This is a genomic window from Pseudomonas sp. MAG733B (assembly GCF_036884845.1).
GTDB lineage: Bacteria > Pseudomonadota > Gammaproteobacteria > Pseudomonadales > Pseudomonadaceae > Aquipseudomonas.
The window spans coordinates 4967774-4990474 of the sequence record NZ_CP145732.1 but is presented as its reverse complement, the minus strand read 5'-3'; the positions used below and the strand labels follow the sequence as shown (position 1 = coordinate 4990474).

General features: G+C 57.4%; 11 protein-coding genes. 8 read left to right on the top strand and 3 right to left on the bottom strand.

Features of this window, described 5'->3' with window-relative positions:
• Positions 1 to 495 precede the first annotated feature (495 nt).
• Both V6Z53_RS22825 and V6Z53_RS22820 read left to right on the top strand, forming a co-directional pair.
• Positions 496 to 9678 carry an amino acid adenylation domain-containing protein gene (locus V6Z53_RS22825; protein ID WP_338581897.1) on the top strand — a complete coding sequence of 3061 codons (9183 nt, stop codon included), beginning with the start codon at positions 496 to 498 and terminating at the stop codon, positions 9676 to 9678.
• Positions 9679 to 9845: 167 nt separating this feature from the next.
• Positions 9846 to 11051 carry an MFS transporter gene (locus V6Z53_RS22820; protein WP_338586550.1) on the top strand — a complete coding sequence of 402 codons (1206 nt, stop codon included), beginning with the start codon at positions 9846 to 9848 and terminating at the stop codon, positions 11049 to 11051.
• 212 nt (positions 11052 to 11263) lie between these two features.
• Here the strand turns inward: V6Z53_RS22820 and V6Z53_RS22815 are convergent, their stop codons facing one another.
• Positions 11264 to 13105, bottom strand: a complete 1842-nt coding sequence (locus tag V6Z53_RS22815) for a sigma-54-dependent Fis family transcriptional regulator (protein WP_338581896.1) — start codon at positions 13103 to 13105, stop codon at positions 11264 to 11266.
• A gap of 356 nt (positions 13106 to 13461) precedes the next feature.
• Between V6Z53_RS22815 and V6Z53_RS22810 the strand changes: the two genes are divergently transcribed.
• Genes V6Z53_RS22810 through V6Z53_RS22785 form a run of 6 tightly spaced genes read left to right on the top strand, consistent with a single transcriptional unit; the run spans position 13462 to position 19416 of the window.
• On the top strand, positions 13462 to 14556 hold the full coding sequence (locus V6Z53_RS22810; protein WP_338581894.1) for an ABC transporter ATP-binding protein: 1095 nt from the start codon (positions 13462 to 13464) through the stop codon (positions 14554 to 14556).
• Positions 14556 to 15671 carry an ABC transporter ATP-binding protein gene (locus tag V6Z53_RS22805; protein ID WP_338581893.1) on the top strand — a complete coding sequence of 372 codons (1116 nt, stop codon included), beginning with the start codon at positions 14556 to 14558 and terminating at the stop codon, positions 15669 to 15671. The genes V6Z53_RS22810 and V6Z53_RS22805 overlap by 1 nt, the downstream gene beginning before the upstream one ends.
• Entirely contained in the window at positions 15668 to 16534 is an 867-nt protein-coding gene (locus V6Z53_RS22800; RefSeq protein ID WP_150701293.1) for a sugar ABC transporter permease, read from the top strand. The genes V6Z53_RS22805 and V6Z53_RS22800 overlap by 4 nt, the downstream gene beginning before the upstream one ends.
• Before the next feature lie 8 nt (positions 16535 to 16542).
• Positions 16543 to 17343, top strand: a complete 801-nt coding sequence (locus V6Z53_RS22795) for a carbohydrate ABC transporter permease (RefSeq protein ID WP_046032508.1) — start codon at positions 16543 to 16545, stop codon at positions 17341 to 17343.
• 10 nt (positions 17344 to 17353) lie between these two features.
• Positions 17354 to 17626: a DUF2160 domain-containing protein gene (locus V6Z53_RS22790; RefSeq protein WP_338581891.1), complete on the top strand. Its 273-nt coding sequence runs from the start codon at positions 17354 to 17356 to the stop codon at positions 17624 to 17626.
• A 47-nt stretch (positions 17627 to 17673) separates the two neighbouring features.
• Positions 17674 to 19416 carry an ABC transporter substrate-binding protein gene (locus V6Z53_RS22785; protein ID WP_338581890.1) on the top strand — a complete coding sequence of 581 codons (1743 nt, stop codon included), beginning with the start codon at positions 17674 to 17676 and terminating at the stop codon, positions 19414 to 19416.
• A 265-nt stretch (positions 19417 to 19681) separates the two neighbouring features.
• Here the strand turns inward: V6Z53_RS22785 and nuoN are convergent, their stop codons facing one another.
• Together nuoN and nuoM are read right to left on the bottom strand one after the other, a co-directional pair.
• Positions 19682 to 21145, bottom strand: coding sequence for an NADH-quinone oxidoreductase subunit NuoN (gene nuoN / locus V6Z53_RS22780; RefSeq protein WP_150701295.1), 1464 nt, complete (start codon positions 21143 to 21145; stop codon positions 19682 to 19684).
• Between the two features lie 7 nt (positions 21146 to 21152).
• Positions 21153 to 22685: an NADH-quinone oxidoreductase subunit M gene (gene nuoM, locus V6Z53_RS22775; protein ID WP_150701296.1), complete on the bottom strand. Its 1533-nt coding sequence runs from the start codon at positions 22683 to 22685 to the stop codon at positions 21153 to 21155.
• Positions 22686 to 22701: the final 16 nt, after the last annotated feature.

Sequence of the window (22701 nt, the reverse complement as noted above, 5' to 3'; positions counted from 1 at the left end):
TGTGATTTTTTTATAGTTGTTTTTTCTGCTGCAGTCGTTGTGGTAAAAAAATCAAGTAACTAATAATTTTCAGTGCTCAGGATATTTAGAAAATGGTAACTATCCTTGGTCTGGGAAATATTAGTGTCTTTAGGTGTTGCTGGTATAAGCCATTCGGTATGAGCAGTGCGGTAAATCTTGACGGGGAATAAAAATAGCTTCTAGTGCTTATGTGAGTCCGGTGTTCATATATAAGTGTTTGGGGTTGAGTCTCTTAAGTTGTTAGCATTCGTAGGTGATGAATGAACATAGCCTGCTTGTAATTATTGTCGGAACTTTCTTGCGTATGAGTAGGATTTTGCCTTATTCGCTATTTTGCCAATGGTGAGGTCGTAACGGAAAACCAAAGACGTGGTTCAATGGACAATATTTTATAGAATTTGCACAGGTCCGATTTTAGGTGCAATTAATCGATAAAAGTGGAGTTTTCGCTTCCAGGAGGGAAAGGTGAAGAATATGTCTAAATATCCGGATCATCTGTGCATTAACCATTTATTCGAGGCGCAAGTTGCGCGCAACCCTGAGGCAGTGGCACTGGTCTTTGAGGGGGAGGCGCTCAGCTATGGTGAACTCAACGCCAGGGCTAATCGGCTGGCCCATCGGTTAATTACCTTGGGTGTTGGACCTGACCAGCTTGTGGCGATCTGTGTCGAGCGCTCCCCTGCGATGATTATTGGCCTGATGGCGATCCTGAAGGCGGGCGGTGCCTATGTGCCGCTCGATCCGGAATATTCGGGGGAACGGCTGGCGTTCATTCTTGCAGATACGGCTCCAGTCCTGGTGCTGGCTGACGCGGCGGGACGCCGAGCGCTCGGGGCTGCTTTGCAGGCTCATACCGTCCTTGATCCTGGTGATGTCCACGCTGAAGTTGACGCCAATCCTGAAGTCACCAGCCTTACCCCCAGCAACCTCGCCTATATCATCTATACCTCGGGTTCAACCGGACAGCCCAAAGGGGTCATGGTCGAGCATGCTCAGGTGGTGCGTCTGTTCGACACGACACATCCATCTTTTGGTTTTGAGGCCAGTGATGTTTGGTGTCTGTTCCACTCTTTTGCCTTCGACTTCTCGGTCTGGGAACTGTGGGGAGCCCTTCGTTATGGAGGGACGCTGGTGCTGGTCCCGCATGCGATTACCCGTTCTCCGCAAGCGTTTTACCAGTTGATTTGTGAGCAGGGCGTCACCGTTTTGAACCAGACGCCGAGCGCGTTTACCGCCTTGATGGAGTACGTACATCCGTCATCGGACCGGCTGCGCTATGTCATCTTTGGAGGCGAAGCGCTGCAGCCGTCGACCCTGCGCGACTGGTATGGGGTGCGTGGCGAATTTGTCCCACAACTGGTCAACATGTATGGGATCACGGAAACCACGGTCCACGTCACCTATTACCCTCTGACGTCATCAGATGCACAACAAGCCGACAGCGTGATCGGTCAACGTCTGCCGGATTTGAACCTCTATCTTCTGGACGCGCATGGCCAGCCTGTTCCGATGGGGGCGGTGGGTGAGATGTATATCGGTGGGGCGGGAGTTGCGCGCGGATACCTGAACCGTCCCGAACTGACCGCAGAACGTTTCCTGCACGACCCTTTTGCGGGGAAGGCTGACGCGCGGATGTACAGGTCGGGGGATCTGGCCCGTTATCTTCCGAACGGGAATCTGGTTTTTCTTGGCCGTAATGACGACCAGGTCAAGATCCGCGGCTTCCGCATTGAGTTGGGTGAGATTGTGGCCAAATTGGCCGAGCATCCCTCCATCCGCGAGGCGGTGGTGGTGGCGCAAGGCGAGGAGACCGACAAGCGCCTGGTCGCGTATGTTTTGGCTCAGTCCGAGATTCTGGAAACTGATGTCTCTGAGCACAAGGAAGTAGCTTCTGAAACTGGCTTGGCGCTGGCGGGAACGCTGCATGATTATCTGAGTGGCCGTTTACCGGACTACATGGTGCCGTCTGCCTTTGTGCGAATGGAAAGCTTCCCCCTGACGGCCAATGGCAAGCTTGATCGCAAGGCGTTGCCTGTTCCGCAGGAGGGCGACTTTGCCCATTCGGCCTACGAGGCGCCGTTAGGCGAGATAGAGGTCACCCTTGCCGGGATCTGGTCAGAGCTGCTTGGCGTTGAACACGTCGGTCGCCATGATAACTTCTTTGCCCTTGGTGGCCATTCGCTCATGGCCGTGCGGCTGGTCAGTCGCGTCGCATCGTTTGGGGCTGAATTACCTCTGGCAACCTTGTTCGCCTCTCCAACGCTCAAGGCTGTGGCTTTGGCGATTGAGGCTCAGCGCAACGCTGGCGCTGTGGCGCGAGCATCGATCAGGGCAATTTCTCGCGATGAGTCCTTGCCGCTGTCTTTTGCTCAGCAGCGACTGTGGTTTCTGGCGCAACTCGATAGTGGAATCAGCGATGCCTATCACATCCCCTTGGCTCTGAGATTATGTGGCCAGTTGAACCTGACGGTCTTGCAGCAGGCCCTTGATGCACTGTGGTCGCGCCATGAGGCATTGCGCTCGGTCTTTGTCACCAAAGAGGGGGAGGTCGAAGTGCGTCTGCTGGCCTGTGATCAAGGTTTGCCATTGCGTCGGATTGATCTCCCTGGGGCGGGCGCAAAAGCCGAGCTTGCAAGGCTTTGTACCGAAGAGGCTCGCGCCCCCTTTGATCTCGCTGCGGGGCCACTGATCCGGGCTTGCCTGATCCGAGTGTCTGTCCCCTCATCTGCTGATAAGCATGTATTGCTACTCACACAACACCACATCGTCTCGGATGGCTGGTCGCTCGGCATACTTTTGCCTGAGCTAAGTGCGCTGTATACGGCTTTCAGAAACCATCAGGCCAGTCCCTTGCCGCCGCTTGCAATCCAGTATCCGGACTATGCCGCCTGGCAGCGGCAATGGCTGTCGGGGGAGCGCTTGAATGAGCAAGCGGCTTATTGGAAGCAGGCTCTGGCCGATGCACCAACGCTGCTCGCCCTGCCTACAGACAGACGGCGGCCTGAGCAGCAATCCCTTGTAGGCGCCTCTGTGCCGATCGAACTAAGTGCAGAGCTGACAACTGCTCTCAAGCATTTTAGCCAGCAGCAAGGGGTGACGCTGTTCACGACACTGTTGTCGGCCTGGGCGACTGTACTGTCACGTCTGTCGGGGCAGGACGATATTGTGATCGGAGCGCCAAGTGCCAACCGGGGCCATTGCGACATTGAGCCGCTGATCGGTTTCTTCGTCAACACACTGGCGCTGCGGATTGATCTTGGCGAAAACCCGACCGTTGCCGACCTCATTGCTCAAGTACGCGAGCGGGCACTCAAGGCCCAGGATCATCAGGATCTGCCATTTGAACAGGTGGTGGAAATCACGCAGCCGCCAAGACGATTGAGCCATACGCCACTGTTTCAGGTGGTGTTTGCCTGGCAAAACCATGATGCAGGCCAATGGGCCTTTCCCGGCCTTGAAGTCAGTCCGGTTGGTTCTTCCTATGATGTAGCGCGGTTCGATCTGGAGCTGAACCTGGCCGAAGCGGGCGATCGAATCGTTGGTGCTCTTGGCTATGCGACTGCATTGTTTGATTCGGTCACGATTGAGCGTCATGTAGGTTATCTGAAGACCGCCCTTGCCGAGATGACCAGGGATGCAAGCCAGACTGTAGCCACAATAGACCTGCTTGATGCGTCCGAGCGCACATTGTTGCTCAAGACGTGGAACTCGGTGGAGGAGTCCTGCCCAGCTCATCTGTGCATGCATCATCTATTTGAGGAGCAAGTTGCACGCAGTCCTGAGGCAACGGCACTGGTCTTTGGGCAAGAGTCTCTGAGCTATGGCGAACTCAACGCCAGGGCTAACCGGCTGGCACATCGGCTGATTGCACTGGGAGCGGGGCCCGACCAGCGGGTGGCAATCTGTGTCGAGCGCTCCCTGGCGATGGTTGTTGGCCTAATGGCGATCCTGAAAGCGGGCGGCGCCTATGTGCCGCTTGATCCGGAGTACTCAGGGGAGCGATTGGCGTTCATTCTTGGGGATACCGCGCCGGTCCTGGTGCTGGCTGATGCGGCCGGGCGCCAGGCGCTGGGGAGTGCTTTGCAGGCTCATACCGTGCTCGATCCCGATGAGGTCCAGGCTGAAGTGTTGATCGGGGCGGACGCCAATCCTGAAGTTCCCGGGCTTACCCCCAGCAACCTCGCTTATATCATCTATACCTCGGGCTCAACTGGGCAGCCAAAAGGCGTCATGGTCGAGCATGCCCAGGTGGTGCGTCTGTTCGATACGACCCACGCCGCCTTTGGTTTTGCGAACAGCGACATCTGGTGCCTGTTCCATTCTTTTGCCTTCGACTTCTCTGTCTGGGAACTGTGGGGAGCCCTTCGTTATGGCGGCACGCTGGTGTTGGTTCCTCATGCCATTACCCGCTCTCCGCAGGCGTTCTACCAGTTGATTTGTGAACAGGGCGTCACCGTCCTGAACCAGACCCCGAGCGCCTTTACCGCCTTGATGGAGTATGTACAACCGTCATCGGATCGGCTGCGTTACGTCATCTTTGGCGGCGAAGCGCTACAACCGTCGTCGACCTTGCGCGATTGGTATGGTGTGCGTGGCGAGTCGGCTCCGAAATTGGTCAACATGTACGGGATCACGGAAACCACGGTTCACGTCACCTGGTATCCGCTGACTTCATCCGATGCGCAACAAGACGATAGCGGGGTCGGTAAGCGCCTGCCTGATTTGACTCTCTATCTTCTGGACGCGTTTGGCCAGCCTGTTCCGATGGGGGCTGTGGGTGAAATGTACGTAGGCGGTGCGGGCGTTGCGCGTGGCTATCTGAACCGTCCCGAGCTGACCGCAGAACGTTTCTTGTTCGATCCTTTTGCCGGCAAGCCTGGCGCGCGGATGTATAAAACGGGAGACCTGGCCCGTTATCTTCCGAACGGCAATCTGGCGTTCCTTGGCCGTAATGACGATCAGGTCAAGATCCGCGGCTTCCGGATTGAACTGGGTGAAATTGCGGCCCGATTGGCCGAGCATCCCTCCATCCGTGAGGCGGTGGTGGTGGCACAAGGCGAGAAGGCCGACAAGCGCCTGGTTGCTTACTTAGTGGCGCAGTCGGATGTTCATGACACGTCGGTAGGCTCTGAGGCTGGGTTGGCGCTGGCGGGAACACTGCGTGATTATCTGAGTGGCCGTTTACCTGACTACATGGTGCCGTCTGCCTTTGTACGCCTGGAAAGCTTACCGCTGACGGGTAATGGCAAGCTTGATCGGCGAGCGTTGCCGGATCCTGAGGGCGAGGCCTTTGCCCATGCGGCCTACGAGGCGCCGTTAGGCGAGATAGAGGTCATCCTTGCCAGGATCTGGTCAGAACTGCTTGGCGTTGAACAGGTCGGTCGCCACGACAACTTCTTCGCCCTCGGCGGCCATTCACTCTTGGCTGTGCGGTTGATCGAGCGGTTGCGCCGCCAGGGCTTGAGCCTTGCTGTGCGTGATCTGTTCCAGACGCCCGTGTTGTTGGTGCTGGCTAGCACGCTTGGCCAACACAGTGAGGTGATGGTGCCGCCCAACCTGATCACGCCTGACACGTCCAGAATCACGCCCGAACTGTTGCCGTTGATTGAACTCAGCCAATCGGACGTCGACCTGATCGTTTCACAGGTTCCTGGCGGGGCAGCCAACATCCAGGACATCTATGCACTCTCACCGATGCAGGACGGCATCCTGTTCCACCACATGCTGGCTAAAGAAGGCGACCCCTATTTGCTGGTGGCCCAGATGACCTTTGCTGATCGTGAAACATTGGAGCGATACCTCGGCGCAGTTCAACAAGTGGTAGACCGTCACGACATTTTGCGTACCGCCTTTGTCTGGGAAGGGATGTCACGCGCCGCGCAAGTGGTCTGGCGACAGGCTCCACTCTCAGTCACTGATGTTGTTCTTGATCCGGCAGATGGCCCGATTACCGAACAGCTTTCCCGGCGCTTTGATTCATGCTGCCACCGAATTGACCTGACCCAGGCACCGGTGCTGCGCTTTATTGTTGCCCATGATCCTGTCGAAGGCCGTTTTGTTCTGCTGCAACTTCAGCATCACTTGATTGATGATGCTTCTTCATTGCAGTGTTTTTATAACGAAGTACAAGCCTTCCTTTCCGGATGTGGGGAGAAACTGCCATCGCCTCAGCCGTTCCGCAACCTGATCGCTCAGGTGCGTATGGGCAAGAGCGTGCAGGAGCATGAACGTTTCTTCAAATCAATGCTGGCTGATGTAGAAGAGCCGACGCTTCCATTTGGATTGGCGGAAGTACATCTGGACGGCGCGCAGGTGGGGCAGACCCACCGCATGGTTTCGGCCGAACTGAATGATCGGCTGCGGGCGCAGGCGAGGCGATTGAATGTGAGTCTCGCCAGTCTGTGTCACGTTGCCTTTGCTCAAGTACTGGCACGCACCAGCGGTCAGGAACAGGTCGTGTTTGGTACGGTGTTGTTTGGACGCATGCAAGCGGGAGATGGGTCAGATCGAGCCATGGGCATGTTCATCAACACTCTACCGATCCGATTGGACTCAGGTGGCATTGATACCGCCGGGAGTGTCCAGCGGGCTCATGCTCGATTGGCTGAGTTGCTCGCTCACGAGCATGCCTCACTGGCGCTGGCACAAAGGTGCAGTGGGGTCGCTACCGGTACGCCACTGTTCAGCGCATTGCTCAACTATCGGCACAATGATCTGTCTGGTGCGGACAATATTGTTCAAACCATGCAGCAAATGCCCGGCGTCGAGTTCTTGAGTGAACAAGAGCGGACCAATTATCCGTTTACATTGTCTGTGGAAGATTTCAGTCACTCGCTGGGGTTGACGACCCAAGTGGTCACTCCGTTCGATTCCGATCGTGTGTGTGGCTATATGGAGCAGGCCTTGGAAAGTCTGGCGCAGACCTTGGAACGCTCGCCGCTCCGCCCGGTTCGACAGCTGGACATTCTGCCTGCGTCTGAGCGTACATTGCTGCTCAAGACGTTGAACACGACGGATGCATCCTGCCCGGATCATTTGTGCATTCATCATTTATTTGAGGCGCAGGTTGCGCTCAGTCCAGAGGCGACGGCACTGATCTTTGAGGGGGAGGCGTTCAGTTACGGTGAGCTCAATGTCAGGGCAAATCGACTGGCACATCGGCTGATCGAGTTGGGTGTTGGACCAGACCAGCGGGTGGCGATCTGTGTCGAGCGCTCTGCAGCGATGGTTGTTGGCCTTATGGCGATCCTGAAGGCGGGTGGCGCCTATGTGCCGCTTGATCCCGCCTATCCGGGAGATCGACTGACTTATATTCTTGCCGATACGGCGCCGGCCCTGGTGCTGGCCGATGCGGCCGGGCGGCAAGTGTTGGGTGAGGCGTTGCAGACCCATATTGTGCTAGATCCCAATGAATCCCAGGCAGGGGTGTTGACGGAGGCTGATGCCAATTTCCAGATTCCCGGCCTTACACCCCGCAACCTCGCTTATATCATCTACACCTCGGGTTCAACCGGACAGCCCAAGGGCGTCATGATCGAACATCGTGGATTGATTGCATCGACACTGGCAAGAACCACGGTCTATAAACCGGGATCCGATGTGGTGTTTTTACTATTGTCATCGATGGCGTTTGACAGTTCCGTGGCAGGCATCTTTGGAACGTTAACAACCGGTGGTACTTTGTGTTTACCAGGCACCAAAGCAGTCATAGATCCACAAATTATCAGCAGTCTTTTGATTGAAAACAGCGTCACATCGGTGCTGCTTGTGCCGTCTCTCGCAAGACTGGTTCTGCCGCAAGTCGCCCAACTCGGATATGGAAAACTCCGTCAGGTGATCGTGGCGGGTGAATTGTGTCCTGCGAAGCTGATTCAGGATGTGACTTCAGCATTTACTGCCATTGAATTATTCAATGAATATGGCCCGACGGAAGCGACGGTCTGGGCTGCGGTCCATCGCTGTTCGTCTGATGATGTTGATCCTGTTCCTATAGGCCGTCCGATTTCAAACACGTGCATCTACCTTCTGGACGCGCATGGCGAGCCTGTTCCGATGGGTGCGGTGGGTGAGATGTGTATCGGCGGGAGCGGTGTTGCACGTGGATATCTCAACCTCCCCGAACTGACGGACGAGCGTTTCTTGCTCGATCATTTTGCAGGCAAGCCTGACGCGCGTATGTATAAAACGGGGGATTTGGCCCGTTATCTGTCGAACGGAAACCTGGTGTTCCTGGGCCGCAATGACGACCAGGTCAAGATCCGGGGCTTGAGGATTGAGCCGGGCGAAATCGCGGCCAGATTGACCGAGCATCCCTCCATCCGCGAGGCGGTTGTGGAGGTGCAAGGCGTAGACACCGACAAGCGACTGGTCGCTTATGTGGTGGCTCAGCCAGTCTCGGACAATGATGCCTCTATATTCAAGGCCTACTCCGAGGCGGGTTTACCGCTTGCAGGACGACTGCGTGATTATCTGAGTGAACGTTTACCCGACTACATGGTGCCGTCTGCCTTTGTGCTCATTGAAAGCTTGCCGCTGACGCCTAACGGCAAGCTTGATCGGCGGGCATTGCCTGTCCCTGAGGGGGAGGCCTTTGCCCATGCGGCCTATGAGGCCCCACAAGGTGAGACTGAGACTATCCTGGCAGCGCTTTGGTCAGAGTTGCTCGGGGTTGAACAGGTGGGGCGCCATGACAACTTCTTCGCCCTCGGCGGTCATTCGCTCATGGCCATCCAGCTGATGCAAAAAATCAGGAGTTATGGTTTGGAGTGTTCGCTGAGCGACATTTTTGAACACCCGCGTATGACTAGCCTTGCCTTTGAAATCGCACAGTCTCCTTTGCCTAATCGGCATGTCGGAGCGATCACGGTGCGCAGTGGCGGGACTGAGTCTCCGGTCTTTTTTGTTCCTTCGGGATTAGCTGATTATTCGTATGCTATTTCTCTGGCACAACAGATCCGGATGAGCTGCCCGATCCATGTGTTGCCGTGGTCGGCCATTGGCGAACCTTTTCCTCGCTCAATGGAGGTTATGGCGGAAAGAATGGTACCGCTCATCCAGGCGATTCAGCCTGAAGGGCCCTATCGGATTGCGGGATATTCTTCTGGAGGAATCCTCGCTTACGCCATCGCCCATGCGCTTATGTGCAAAGATGCCAGCGTTGAGTTTTTAGGATTTATTGATGTTCCGGCGCCACATAAGTTGCTTTATAAGAATCAAGATATAAATCACTATTTTATTGATCATGTTAAGGCGATGGTTTCCGAAGCGGAGCGTCATGAATTCGATATATTAAGTGAGTGTGATGAGTTTGGTAAGCTGATAAGAAAAGCCCAGGAACTGGGAGGTTATGATTTAAACGCAGACATCTCACTGGAAACAGTCAAATGGCAGGCCATTTATCAATTTTCACAAATTGCCGGCGCCTATAAGCCCGTGCCATTACCGATCAATCTCTATCATTTCTACGCTGCGGATCGTGAGCGTTCGAGTCTGCCTCGGGTTGATATGGTAGGCGGGTGGAGAGAACGATTACCTGATTTGGCTATTCGTTCTATTTCTGTTCCGGGCGGGCATCTGTCCATGATGGCTGATGTCAGTAATCGCGAGCACTTGGCTGAAGCATTTGATCGAGCACTTGCAAGGATGATTGAGCATTAGCTTTACAGACACTAGCCGGCATGCAAGTGGGGCTGTTGCAAGTTTTGTAACTACCTTCTTGTATGCTTGCTCAAATCGACATTTTTGTCGCCGGTAAACCGCATCCAATTGTTTACGTCACGTGCAGCGGAATACTTATCAGCGTCGAATTAAAAACTGGAGAAATCATGGCTAATCCTTATCGCGAACTTCTGACAACCCCCGGTGTCATGGGGTTAGTCATCGCGAGCTCCATCGCTCGTCTGCCACAGGCAATGATCGGCATCGGCATCATTACTATGTTGGTGCAGCAGACGGGCCTTTATTGGCTGGCTGGTTCTGTCGCAGGTACCTTTACATTGGCGAATGCGCTGATCGGCCCGCAAATATCGAAACTCGTCGATCAGCGAGGTCAGAGTCGGGTTTTGCCCTTTGTGACTGCCTTCAGCATTGGTATGTTGCTGACGCTGATACTTGCTGTCTACATGCGGGCCCCAGCGGTACTGTTTTTTATTCTTGCGGCACTGGCAGGCACAATGCCTAGCATGCCTGCCATGATAAGAGCGCGCTGGACACAGCTTTTCCGTGGCAAGCCGCAACTACACACGGCCTTCTCACTGGACACTGTTCTAACTGAACTCGCCTTTATTATCGGCCCACCACTCGCCATTGCTCTGAGCATCAGCTTCTTCGCCGAAGCCGGACCTCTTGTTGCCGTATTGCTCCTGGTAATCGGTGTGACTGCTTTTCTTCTGCAGCGGCAGACAGAACCGAAGGTCGTCGCGGGCAGCAGGAGGAACGCAAGTTCGGCCTTACTTATCCCCGGCGTTCGCACCATCGTTCTGGCACTTCTAGCGATGGGTGTTATTGGGGGATCAATCGATGTGGCTGTAGTTGCCTTCGCCAACGCACAAGGCTGGCCAACGTCCGCCAGCTTCATCTTGGCAGCCTATGCGCTCGGCTCAATGATCGCGGGCCTGACATTCGGAGCGTTAAGGATTTCCCTGGCGATTGAAAAGCAGTTTTTTATCGGGATATTGGTAACGGCAGTCACAGCTGTATTGCCCATTTTCTCACCGGACGTCTACATCCTTGCGGGAATGCTCTTTGTGGCAGGCATGTCGTTCGCGCCAACGATGGTCATCGTGATGAATCTGGGAACTATCATTGTTCCTCCGTCCAGGATCACCGAAGGACTAACGTGGATGACGACAGGCATCAGCATCGGCGTAGCGCTCGGTGGAGTACTTTCAGGCCTGATCATCGACGTCTATGGCGCGCGGGCAGGGTTCGGTGTAGCCATTGTTGCGGGGCTGGTAATGGTGGTGGTCGTGCTTATTGGTCTGCGCGCACTTGGTACCGCGTCAGCGATATATGCCGAGCCAACCTTCTAGTAATTGGCACTGTCTGGATGACCATGTATGCGGCGCCAACTGAGAGCGATTCAACTCAAGCAATGGAAACAGTGAACTATGCCTACTTTGGATTGAGCATCGAACAGTTTGAACACCGAAGGCCAAAACGAACAAAGCTTACAGGTGCCCACGGCTGCCTTCAGCTTTGAAAAAAATTTATCGGACATTAGCGGCGCGGAGCGTGGGAACGATCAATCGCCTGACTGACGCAACCGCTTGTAAAGGGTATTGCGACTAACCCCCAACCGCCGCGCCAGATACGAAATATTCCCCCCAGCCGCCTGCAACTGCCGGTTCAAATCCTCGACATCATTCAGATCCACGGCCAACGGCTCGGGCGTGTCCACAGGCTCCATCTCCAGATCGACAAAAAAATCATCCGGCAAATGCTCCGGCCGTACCGGTTGTTCTTCGGCCATGGCCAGCGCCACCTGCATCACGCTGCTGACCTGGCGCAGATTTCCCGGCCACGGGTGACGGCTGAACAGCTCCAGCACCTCGCGGCTAAGCCCCGCCCATTGGCTCGGTTCGCGATGCTGTTCCCACAAACGTTTGAACAGTGCCTCTTTGTCGCTGCGTTCTCTTAACGGCGGCAGTTCCAGGGTCAGGCCGCCAATGCGGTAGTACAAATCTTCGCGGAAGCGCCCCAACTGCACCTGCTCGCGCAAAGAACGGTTGGTCGCGGAAATGATCCGAATGTCCACCGGGAACAACTCGCTGCTGCCCACCGGTTGCACGCAACGCTCCTGCAACACACGCAGCAAACGCGCCTGGGTCGGCAGCGGCATGTCGCCGATTTCGTCGAGGAACAGTGTGCCTTTGTCAGCCTTGCGGATCAGGCCGATGCTGCCTTTCTGATTCGCGCCGGTGAACGCGCCTTTCTCGTAGCCGAACAGTTCTGACTCAACCAGTTCAGCGGGGATCGCTGCACAGTTCACCGCAATGAATGCCTGTTTGCTGCGAGAACTGGCCTGATGCAAGGCTTTGACGAAGACTTCCTTGCCGACGCCGGTCTCGCCGTGGATCAGCAACGGAATGTCTTTTTCCAGCAAGCGCTCGGCCTGGCGCACGGCTTTTTCCACGCGGCTGTCACCGAAATGCAGGGTATTAAGGCTGATCGCCGCCGGTGCCGGGTTTGCCACAGCAGGTTCGGTGAAGATTCTGGGTTGAATCGGAACCTGTTTCGGCCGTTTCAACAGGCACTGGAAGCGATTGCGCCCGGAAGCCTGCAGCGAGAAGGGCAGGCCTTCAGGTTGATTCAGCAGTTCCAGCAGCGAGACTTTGAACAGGCTTTCGACACTGACTCGCGACAGGCGAATGCCCAATAGATTGTCGGCGCGGCGATTGGCCGAAAGCACCTGGCCGCTCTCATCGAAAATCAGCAACCCGGCCCACTGGCTGTCGAGGTTGTTCAGGCCGGTGTTGAACGTCAGTTGGAAATGCTGGCCATGGAACAGGTTGAGGATCAGCCGGTTCTCCACGGTCTGGCTCATCATCTTGACCATGCCCAGGGTGTGGGACGGCGGCAGGTAGCTGTCGCTGGACACATCGAGCACCGCGATGACCTTGCGCTCGGCATCGAAAATCGGTGCGGCGGAACCGGTCATGAAACGGTTGGCCTTGAGAAAGTGTTCATCGTGCTCGATGTGCACCGCCTGCTCACAGGCCAGTGCGGTGCCGATGGCGTTGGTGCCGCTGCAACGCTCCATCCAGCTGGCGCCGGCGCTGAAACCACGGGTCAGGCTCGGCTCGATGAAACGCTGGGTGCCCCAGGACGTCAGCACCTGGCCCTGATTGTCGGCGAGCATGATCAGGCAATTGGAGTTGCTGAGGATGTTCTCGTAGTACGGCAGCACTTCCTGGTGGGTGGTTTGCACCAGTGAATGCTGGCTTTCCAGCAATTGCTTGATGCCGTCCGCCGGCAGTTGATCGAATGCCGGGGCGCTCTGGTGATCAAGGCCGAACGCGCGGCAACGGGACCAGGAGTCCTGGATGATGGTGTCGTGGGACAGCGGCGAGGCGGGTGCGGCCATGGCAGTCAGTCTCTGAACAAGCTTTTATTGTTTTTATGGGTGTTGCATCACATTCAAACACTACAAACCTGTAGGAGCACGGCTTGCCGGCGATGGCGATTTTGAAGACGCCATCGCCGGCAAGCCGTGCTCCTACAGAGGCAAAAACATCCATAGAGTGTTGTTCACTATTGTTCATTGTCAATCGGTGAACTGTTCAATTGTTCATTTGCGATTGTTCATTTGTGTTCAGCAACGAACGCAAGTTTTTCCTGATTTTCGGGATTTTCTAGACGAATCAACAACTTGAATTTTCTGGCACGAAAGTCGCTCTAGTGCTCCGGTCGCTTGATTCCAAAAATAAAAAAGGCCGAGCCATGTCATTAACCCTGGAGCATGTCAGCCGCACCGTCGAGGGCCAGACCTGGATTGACGATGCGTGCCTCAGTTTCGAACCCGGATCCTTCAACGTTTTGCTCGGGCGCACGCTGTCCGGCAAAACCAGTCTCATGCGTCTGATGGCTGGGCTGGACAAGCCCGACAGCGGCCGCATCCTGATGAATGGCGTCGATGTCACGCAACGCCCGGTGCGCCTGCGCAACGTGTCGATGGTCTATCAGCAGTTCATCAATTACCCGACCATGACCGTCTTCGAGAACATCGCCTCGCCGCTGCGTCAGGCCGGTGTGTCCAATGAGCTGATCCAGAGCAAAGTGCTGGAAACCGCGAAGATGCTGCGCATCGAGAAATTCCTCAAGCGCTATCCCCTCGAACTTTCCGGTGGCCAGCAACAGCGCACGGCCATGGCCCGGGCGCTGGTCAAGGACGCCGAACTGATCCTGTTCGATGAGCCGCTGGTCAACCTCGACTACAAATTGCGCGAGGAGCTGCGTCAGGAAATGCGCGAGCTGTTCAAGGCGCGTCACACCATCGCGATCTACGCCACCACCGAACCCAACGAAGCCCTGGCTTTGGGCGGCACTACGACCATTCTTCACGAAGGCCGGGTGATCCAGAGCGGCAAGTCGTCCGAGGTCTATCACCAGCCGCAGACCGTGCTGGCGGCGGAGCTGTTTTCCGAGCCGCCGATCAACCTGATGCCCGGACGCATTGCCGGCAACGAAGTGAGTTTCGCCAATTTCGTGCACTTCCCGTTGAACGTCGATTTGCGCCCGGTAGGCGAGGGCGAATTCCGCTTCGGCGTGCGTCCCAGCCACATCTCGCTGGTGCCGAGCAACGACGATGACCTCGAATTGGCGGTGACCGTCGAAGTCGCGGAAATCAGCGGCTCGGAAACCTTCCTGCACGTGCGCAACGAACACTTCCTGTTGGTGCTGCACTTGCCCGGCGTGCACGAATACGACGTCGATGCGCCGATCCGCATCTACATCCCGACTCATAAACTGTTTGTGTTCGATGCGCAGGGGCGGCTGGTCCAGGCGCCGGGCCGGCGCATCGCGAGGGTTGCCTGATGGCCGAAATCCGTTTGCAGAACCTCGCCCACAGCTACACCAGCACGCCGAGTGGTCCGGAGGATTACGCGATCCGCGAGATGGACCACATCTGGGAACAGGGCGGCGCCTACGCCTTGCTCGGCCCGTCGGGCTGCGGCAAGTCGACGTTGCTCAACATCATTTCCGGGTTGCTCAGCCCGTCCCAGGGCCATGTGCTGTTTGACGGCAAAGCGGTCAACAACCTGACCCCGGAGAAGCGCAACATCGCCCAGGTTTTCCAGTTTCCGGTGGTCTACGACACCATGACGGTGTTCGACAACCTGGCCTTCCCCTTGCGCAATCAGGGCATGGCCGAGGCGAAAGTTCACACCAAGGTGCAGGAAATCGCCGAAGTCCTCGACCTGCAGAACCTCCTCAGCAAAAAAGCCCGCAACCTCACTGCCGACGAAAAACAGAAAGTCTCCATGGGCCGTGGGCTGGTACGCGATGACGTGTCGGCGATCCTCTTCGACGAACCGCTGACGGTGATCGACCCGCACCTGAAGTGGAAGCTGCGGCGCAAGCTCAAGCAGATCCACGAGCAGTTCAACATCACCATGGTCTACGTCACCCACGATCAGCTGGAGGCCTCGACCTTCGCCGACAAGATCGCGGTGATGTACGGCGGGCAGATCGTGCAGTTCGGCACGCCACGGGAATTGTTCGAGCGCCCGAGTCATACCTTTGTCGGCTACTTCATCGGCAGTCCGGGGATGAACCTGATCGAGGTGCAGCCGCAACCGGGTGGTGTCGGTTTCGCTTCGACTCATTTGCCATTGTCCGAGGCCATGCAGAAACGCATCGCCGAGTCTGAATGGAAAACCCTGAAAGTCGGCATTCGCCCGGAGTTCGTGCATGTCTGGGACGAGCCGTTTGATGACGCGATGCGGGCACAGGTCGTACACGTCGAAGACCTCGGCACCTACAAGATCATGACCCTGAACCTCGATGGCGCACCGCTGAAAGTGCGCCTGGCCGAAGACAAACCGGTGCCCGAAGGCACGGCCTACATCAGTTTTCCGGCGCAGTGGCTGATGGTCTACGCCGACGAGTTCCTGCTGGAAGCCCAGGCCAACCATGAGGTGCAGCCATGAACAAGGTGCAGAACAACAAGGCCTGGTGGCTGGTGTTGCCGGTGTTCCTGCTGGTGGCGTTCAGTGCGGTGATCCCGATGATGACCGTGGTCAACTATTCGGTGCAGGACATCTTCGACCAGTCCAGCCGTTACTTTGTTGGCGCCGATTGGTACAAGCAGGTGCTGCTCGATCCGCGTCTGCATGACTCGCTGTTGCGCCAGTTCATCTATTCGGCCTGCGTGCTGCTGATCGAAATTCCGCTGGGGATCGCGATCGCCCTGACCATGCCGACCAAGGGCCGCTGGTCGTCGGTAGTGTTGATCATCCTGGCGATTCCGTTGCTCATCCCGTGGAACGTGGTCGGCACTATCTGGCAGATCTTCGGCCGGGCCGACATTGGCCTGCTCGGTTCGACCCTCAATGCCATGGGCATCAGCTACAACTATGCGGCGAACACCATGGACGCCTGGGTCACCGTGCTGGTGATGGACGTCTGGCACTGGACCTCGCTGGTGGCGCTGTTGTGCTTCTCCGGGTTGCGGGCGATTCCGGACGTGTACTACCAGGCCGCGCGAATTGACCGGGCCTCGGCCTGGGCGGTGTTCCGGCACATCCAGTTGCCCAAGCTCAAGAGTGTGCTGTTGATCGCGGTGATGCTGCGCTTCATGGACAGTTTCATGATCTACACCGAGCCGTTCGTGCTCACCGGCGGCGGGCCGGGCAACGCCACGACCTTCCTCAGCCAGACCCTGACGCAGATGGCGATCGGGCAATTCGACCTGGGGCCGGCGGCCGCGTTCTCGCTGGTGTACTTCCTGATCATCCTGTTGGTGTCCTGGCTGTTCTACACCGCCATGACTCACTCTGACGCCAACCGCTGAGGCCCGCCATGAGCAAGAGAAAGCTGATTCCACTGCTGATCTACATCCTGTTCCTGCTGGTGCCGATCTACTGGCTGCTGAACATGTCCTTCAAGAGCAACACCGAAATCCTCGGCGGGCTGACGCTGTTTCCCCAGGATTTCACCTTCCACAACTACAAGGTGATCTTCACTGATCCGGCCTGGTACACCGGTTACCTCAACTCGCTGTACTACGTGAGCCTGAACACGGTGATTTCCCTCAGTGTGGCGTTGCCGGCGGCCTACGCGTTCTCGCGTTACCGCTTCCTCGGCGACAAGCACCTGTTCTTCTGGTTGCTGACCAACCGCATGGCGCCACCGGCCGTGTTCCTGCTGCCGTTCTTCCAGTTGTATTCGTCGATCGGCTTGTTCGACACGCACATTGCCGTGGCTCTGGCGCATTGCTTGTTCAACGTGCCGTTGGCGGTGTGGATTCTGGAAGGCTTCATGTCCGGCGTGCCCAAGGAAATCGACGAAACCGCCTATATCGACGGCTACAGTTTCCCCAAGTTCTTCGTGAAAATCTTCATCCCGCTGATCGGCTCCGGCATTGGTGTCACGGCGTTTTTCTGCTTCATGTTTTCCTGGGTCGAACTGCTGCTGGCGCGAACGCTGACCTCGGTGAACGCCAAACCCATTGCAGCGGTCATGACGCGCACGGTCTCGGCGTCCGGTATCGACTGGGGCGTGCTGGCGGCGGCGGGGGTGTTGACCATCCTGCCGGGCATGCTGGTGATCTGGTTTGTACGCAACCACGTGGCCAAGGGCTTTGCCCTGGGCCGGGTATGAGGAGCTGATGATGGAATGGATGAGCTGGACCGTCCCGACGGCGGCATTCTTTGGTGTGATCGGCTTGATCCTGATCGGTATGACGACTTGGGAGTTGCGCTCGCCGAGTGTTCTCAGACGTGGTTTTTTGCCGATTGCCACCACCCGTGGCGATCGGTTGTTTATCGGTCTTCTCGGCAGCGCCTACCTGCATTTGCTGGTAATTGGCGTCACCGACTGGAGCATCTGGGTAGCGTTCGCGTTGTCCCTGGTGTGGCTGTTGGCTGTGATGCGTTGGGGCTAGTCGAATCGCTCGGCAATGTTGCTCCGAAATTCAATAAGGAGGTCTCTATGTTCGACAAAAACAATAAGCTGCGACATAGCATTTCATTGGCAGCCATGCTGGCACTCAGCGGTTTGAGCGCTTCGGCCTGGGCCGATGCCTACGAAGATGCCGCGAAGAAATGGATCGGCGCTGAATTCAAGCCGTCCACCCTGACGGCCGATCAGCAACTCGAAGAGCTGAAGTGGTTCATCAAGGCGGCTGAGCCGTTTCGCGGGATGAGCATCAAGGTTGTATCGGAAACCATCGCCACCCACGAGTATGAATCCAAGGTGCTGGCCAAGGCGTTCAGCGAGATCACCGGGATCAAGCTGACCCACGACCTGCTGCAGGAAGGCGACGTGGTTGAAAAACTGCAGACCCAGATGCAGTCGGACAAGAACATCTATGACGGCTGGGTCAACGACTCGGACCTGATCGGTACGCACTTCCGCTACGGCAAGACCGAATCGATCACCGACTTGATGGCCAACGAAGGCAAGAACTTCACTTCGCCGACCCTCGACATCAAGGACTTCATCGGCATCTCGTTCACCACCGCACCGGACGGCAAGATCTATCAGCTGCCCGACCAGCAGTTCGCCAACCTGTACTGGTTCCGTGCCGACTGGTTCGAACGCGCGGACCTGAAAGCCAAGTTCAAGGAAAAGTACGGCTACGAGTTGGGCGTACCGGTGAACTGGTCGGCCTATGAAGACATCGCCAAGTTCTTCACCGAAGACGTCAAGGAAATCGACGGCAAGCGTGTTTACGGGCACATGGACTACGGCAAGAAAGACCCGTCCCTGGGCTGGCGCTTCACCGATGCCTGGTTCTCCATGGCTGGTGGCGGCGACAAGGGCTTGCCGAACGGCTTGCCGGTGGACGAGTGGGGTATCCGCGTCGAGGATTGCCATCCGGTGGGTTCCAGCGTGACCCGCGGCGGCGACACCAACGGCCCGGCGGCCGTGTTCGCCACCACCAAGTACGTGGACTGGATGAAGAAATACGCGCCACCGGAAGCGGCGGGCATGACCTTCTCCGAATCCGGACCGGTGCCGTCCCAAGGCAACATCGCCCAGCAGATCTTCTGGTACACCGCGTTCACCGCCGACATGACCAAACCCGGCCTGGCAGTGATGAACGCCGACGGCACGCCGAAATGGCGTATGGCGCCGTCGCCGCGTGGTCCGTACTGGGAAGAGGGGATGAAACTGGGCTATCAGGACGTGGGTTCGTGGACGTTCATGAAGTCGACGCCTGAGAAACAGAAACTGGCTGCCTGGCTGTATGCGCAGTTCGTAACCTCGAAAACCGTTTCGCTGAAGAAAACCATCGTTGGCCTGACGCCGATCCGCGAGTCGGACATCAACTCGCAAGCGATGACCGACCTGGCGCCAAAACTCGGTGGTCTGGTGGAGTTCTACCGCAGCCCGGCCCGCGTGCAATGGACCCCGACCGGGACCAACGTGCCGGATTATCCTCGCCTCGCGCAGTTGTGGTGGAGCCACATTGCTGAAGCCGCCAGCGGCGAGAAAACCCCGCAAGAGGCACTCGACGGTCTGGCCAAGGATCAGGACGCCATCATGTCCCGCCTGGAACGCTCCAAGGCCCAAGCCACCTGCGCCCCGAAAATGAACCCTGAGCGCGATGCGCAATACTGGTTCGACCAACCGGGTGCACCGAAGCCGAAACTGGCGAACGAGAAGCCTAAAGGCGAGACCGTAAGCTACGCCGAACTGCTGAAATCGTGGGAGGCGGCGCGTAAGTAAGCTGGTTGTATTGTTAAAGGCGAACGGCACCGAGAGGTGCCGTTTTTGTTGGTGTCTGTCCCGATGCCTTCGCGAGCAAGCCCGCTCCCACAGTAACCGAGTGAGACCACAAATTTTGTGCACGACACATAACCTGTGGGAGCGGGCTTGCCCGCGAAGAGGCCATTCCTGACAACCGATGACTTGTGGCTGCACGCAAATGCCCAAACGCAAAAACGGCACCCGAAGGTGCCGTTCTGTTTACTGCCGAATGTCGCTTATGCGATCAACCCGCCAGGCCCGATTGCTGAACCAGGTTCAGCAGCGGTTGTGGGTAGACGCCGAGGAAGAACGCGACCAGGGCGATGGCCAGCAGCATCACGCCGCCTGCCTTCTGTTCCCAGTGCAGTTGCGCATCGTGGCGACGCAGGTTCGGTTCGATCAGGTACAGGGTGACCATGACGCGCAGGTAGTAGAACACGCCGATGGCGCTGCCCAGTACCAGCGAGCCGACCAGCCACCATTGGTGCGATTCGACACCGGTGGCGATGATGTAGAACTTGCCGATGAAGCCAGCGGTCAGCGGGATACCAGCGAGGGACAGCATCATCACGGTCAGTACGGCGGTCAGGTACGGACGGCGCCAGAACAGGCCGCGGTATTCGTACAGGGCGTCCGCGTCACGGCCGTTGTACGGCGAGGACATCAGGGTGATCACGCCGAAGGCGCCGAGGCTGGTGATCACGTAGGTGACCAGGTACACGCCGATGGCTTCCACGGCCAGACCTTTGCTCGCCACCAGGGCGATCAGCAGGTAACCGAAGTGGGCGATGGACGAGTAACCCAGCAGACGCTTGAGGTTGCTCTGGGTCAGTGCCAGCAGGTTACCGAACAGGATCGACGCGATGGCGATGATGGTCAGCACGTCGCTCAGCACGCCGCTGCTTGCGGCTGGCGAGATCTGGAACAGACGCACCATCACGGCGAACACGGCAACCTTGGATGCGGTAGCGAGGAACGCTGCAACCGGCGCCGGAGCACCTTCGTAAACGTCTGGAGTCCAGAGGTGGAACGGTACCAGCGACAGCTTGAACGCGAGACCGATCAGCATCATGCCCAGGCCCAGTTGCGCCAGCGAGCTTGGCAGGCCAGTAGCCGCCAGCGCCTGACCGATGCCGACGAAGCTCAGGGAACCCGAGTCTGCGTACAGCAGCGCCATACCGAACAACAGGAACGCCGAGCCGGCAGCCGACAGCACCATGTACTTGATGCCGGCTTCCAGCGAGCGCTTGTTGAAGAAGGCGTAAGCCACCAGACCATAGACCGGCACCGACAGCAGTTCCAGACCGATGAACAACCCGGCCAGGTGCTGCGCGCTGACCAGAACCAGGCCACCGGCGGCGGCCATCAGGATCAGCAGGTAAAGTTCTTCACGGTTGCCCGGGTAACCCGAACCGCCATCGCCGAGGTAGGCGTGGGCGAGGGTGACACAGGCGAGGGTGGCGACCAGGATCAGCGCCATGTACAGGCAGGCAAAGGTGTCGATTTGCAGCAATGGCGTCACGGCCAATGGCGCGACTTTCAAGGCTGGCAGGATCGACAGCAAAGCCAGGTTCAGGCCCGCCACGGAAATCAGGAAGGTCTGCGAGTGGTTGCGGCGCCAGGCGATTGCCAGCATCACCACGATAATGGTGAGGCTGGTAATCAACAGCGGCGCTAGCGCGATAAAGTGTTGAGTCGTGAATTCCATAGCGCTCTTACCGGGCCGAAGCGAGTTGAGTGAAGGCGGTGCCGAGCCACTGCTGCACGCCATGCATCGTCGCGGCAGAGGTATCGAGGAACGGTTGTGGGTACACGCCGATGTAGATCAGCAGTGCAGCCAGACCGACCACCATGATCAGTTCGCGACCGTCCATGCCATGCAGTACCGCGTCCGATTTGGCCGGGCCGAAGTACGCGCGGTGGATCATGATCAGCGAGTAGACCGAACCGAACACCAGGCCGGACGTCGCGATGATGGTGACCAACGGCGCAGCAGGGAACGTGCCGATCAGGATCAGGAACTCACCGACGAAGTTACCGGTACCCGGCAAGCCCAGGGATGCGGCTGCGAAGAACAGGCTGAGGGCCGGCAGGTAAGCGATCTTCGACCACAGGCCGCCCATTTCACGCATGTCGCGGGTGTGGGTGCGTTCGTACAACTGGCCACTCAAGATAAAGAGTGCCGCGGCCGACAGACCGTGCGCCAGCATCTGCATCACAGCGCCTTGCAGCGCCAGTTGGCTGCCGGAGTAGATGCCGATCAGTACGAAGCCCATGTGGGAAACGGACGAGAAGGCAATCAGACGCTTGATGTCGGTTTGCGCGAACGCCAGGAACGCACCGTAGAAGATCCCGATCAGACCCAGGGTCATGGCGATCGGCGCGAACTCGGCCGAAGCGTTCGGGAACAGCGGCAGGGCGAAACGCAGCAGGCCGTAGGCCGCAGTTTTCAGCAAGATACCGGCGAGGTCTACGGAACCAGCGGTCGGCGCCTGGGCGTGAGCGTCAGGCAACCAGGAGTGGAACGGTACGACTGGCAGCTTGACCGCGAAGGCGATGAAGAAGCCGAGCATCAGGATGTACTCGGTGGTCATCGACATCTTGGTTTTCAACAGGTCGGCGTAGTTGAAGGTAATCACGCCGGTTTCGTTGAAGTTGACCAGTACCAGACCCAGGATCGCCACCAGCATGATCAGGCCGGAAGCCTGAGTGAAGATGAAGAACTTGGTCGCCGCGTAGATCCGGGTTTTCTTGCCGTCCGAAGAGCTGTGACCCCAGAGCGCGATGAGGAAGTACATCGGCACCAGCATCATTTCCCAGAAGAAGAAGAACATGAACAGGTCGAGGGCGAGGAACACGCCGACGACACCGCCCAGGATCCACATCAGGTTCAGGTGGAAGAAGCCAACGTGACGTTGAATCTCTTTCCACGAGCAGAGTACCGAGAGGACACCCAGCAGACCGGTCAGCAGGATCATCAGCAGCGACAGGCCGTCGAGGGCCAGGTGCACGCTGATGCCGAAGCGCTGGATCCAGATGTGCTTGAACTCGATCACCCAGGTCGGATCGGCGCCAGGCGCCGGAGCAAATGAATAGTCGCCGTGGGCCCACAGCCAGAGGCCGAGCGCGAGTTCCAGGGACATGGTCAACAGCGCAATCCAGCGTGGGAGGGTAGAGCCGAAGCGCTCACCCATCCAGCACAGCAGGCCGCCGATGAAGGGAATCAGGATTAGCCAAGGCAGAATCATGACGGGCTCGTTTCCT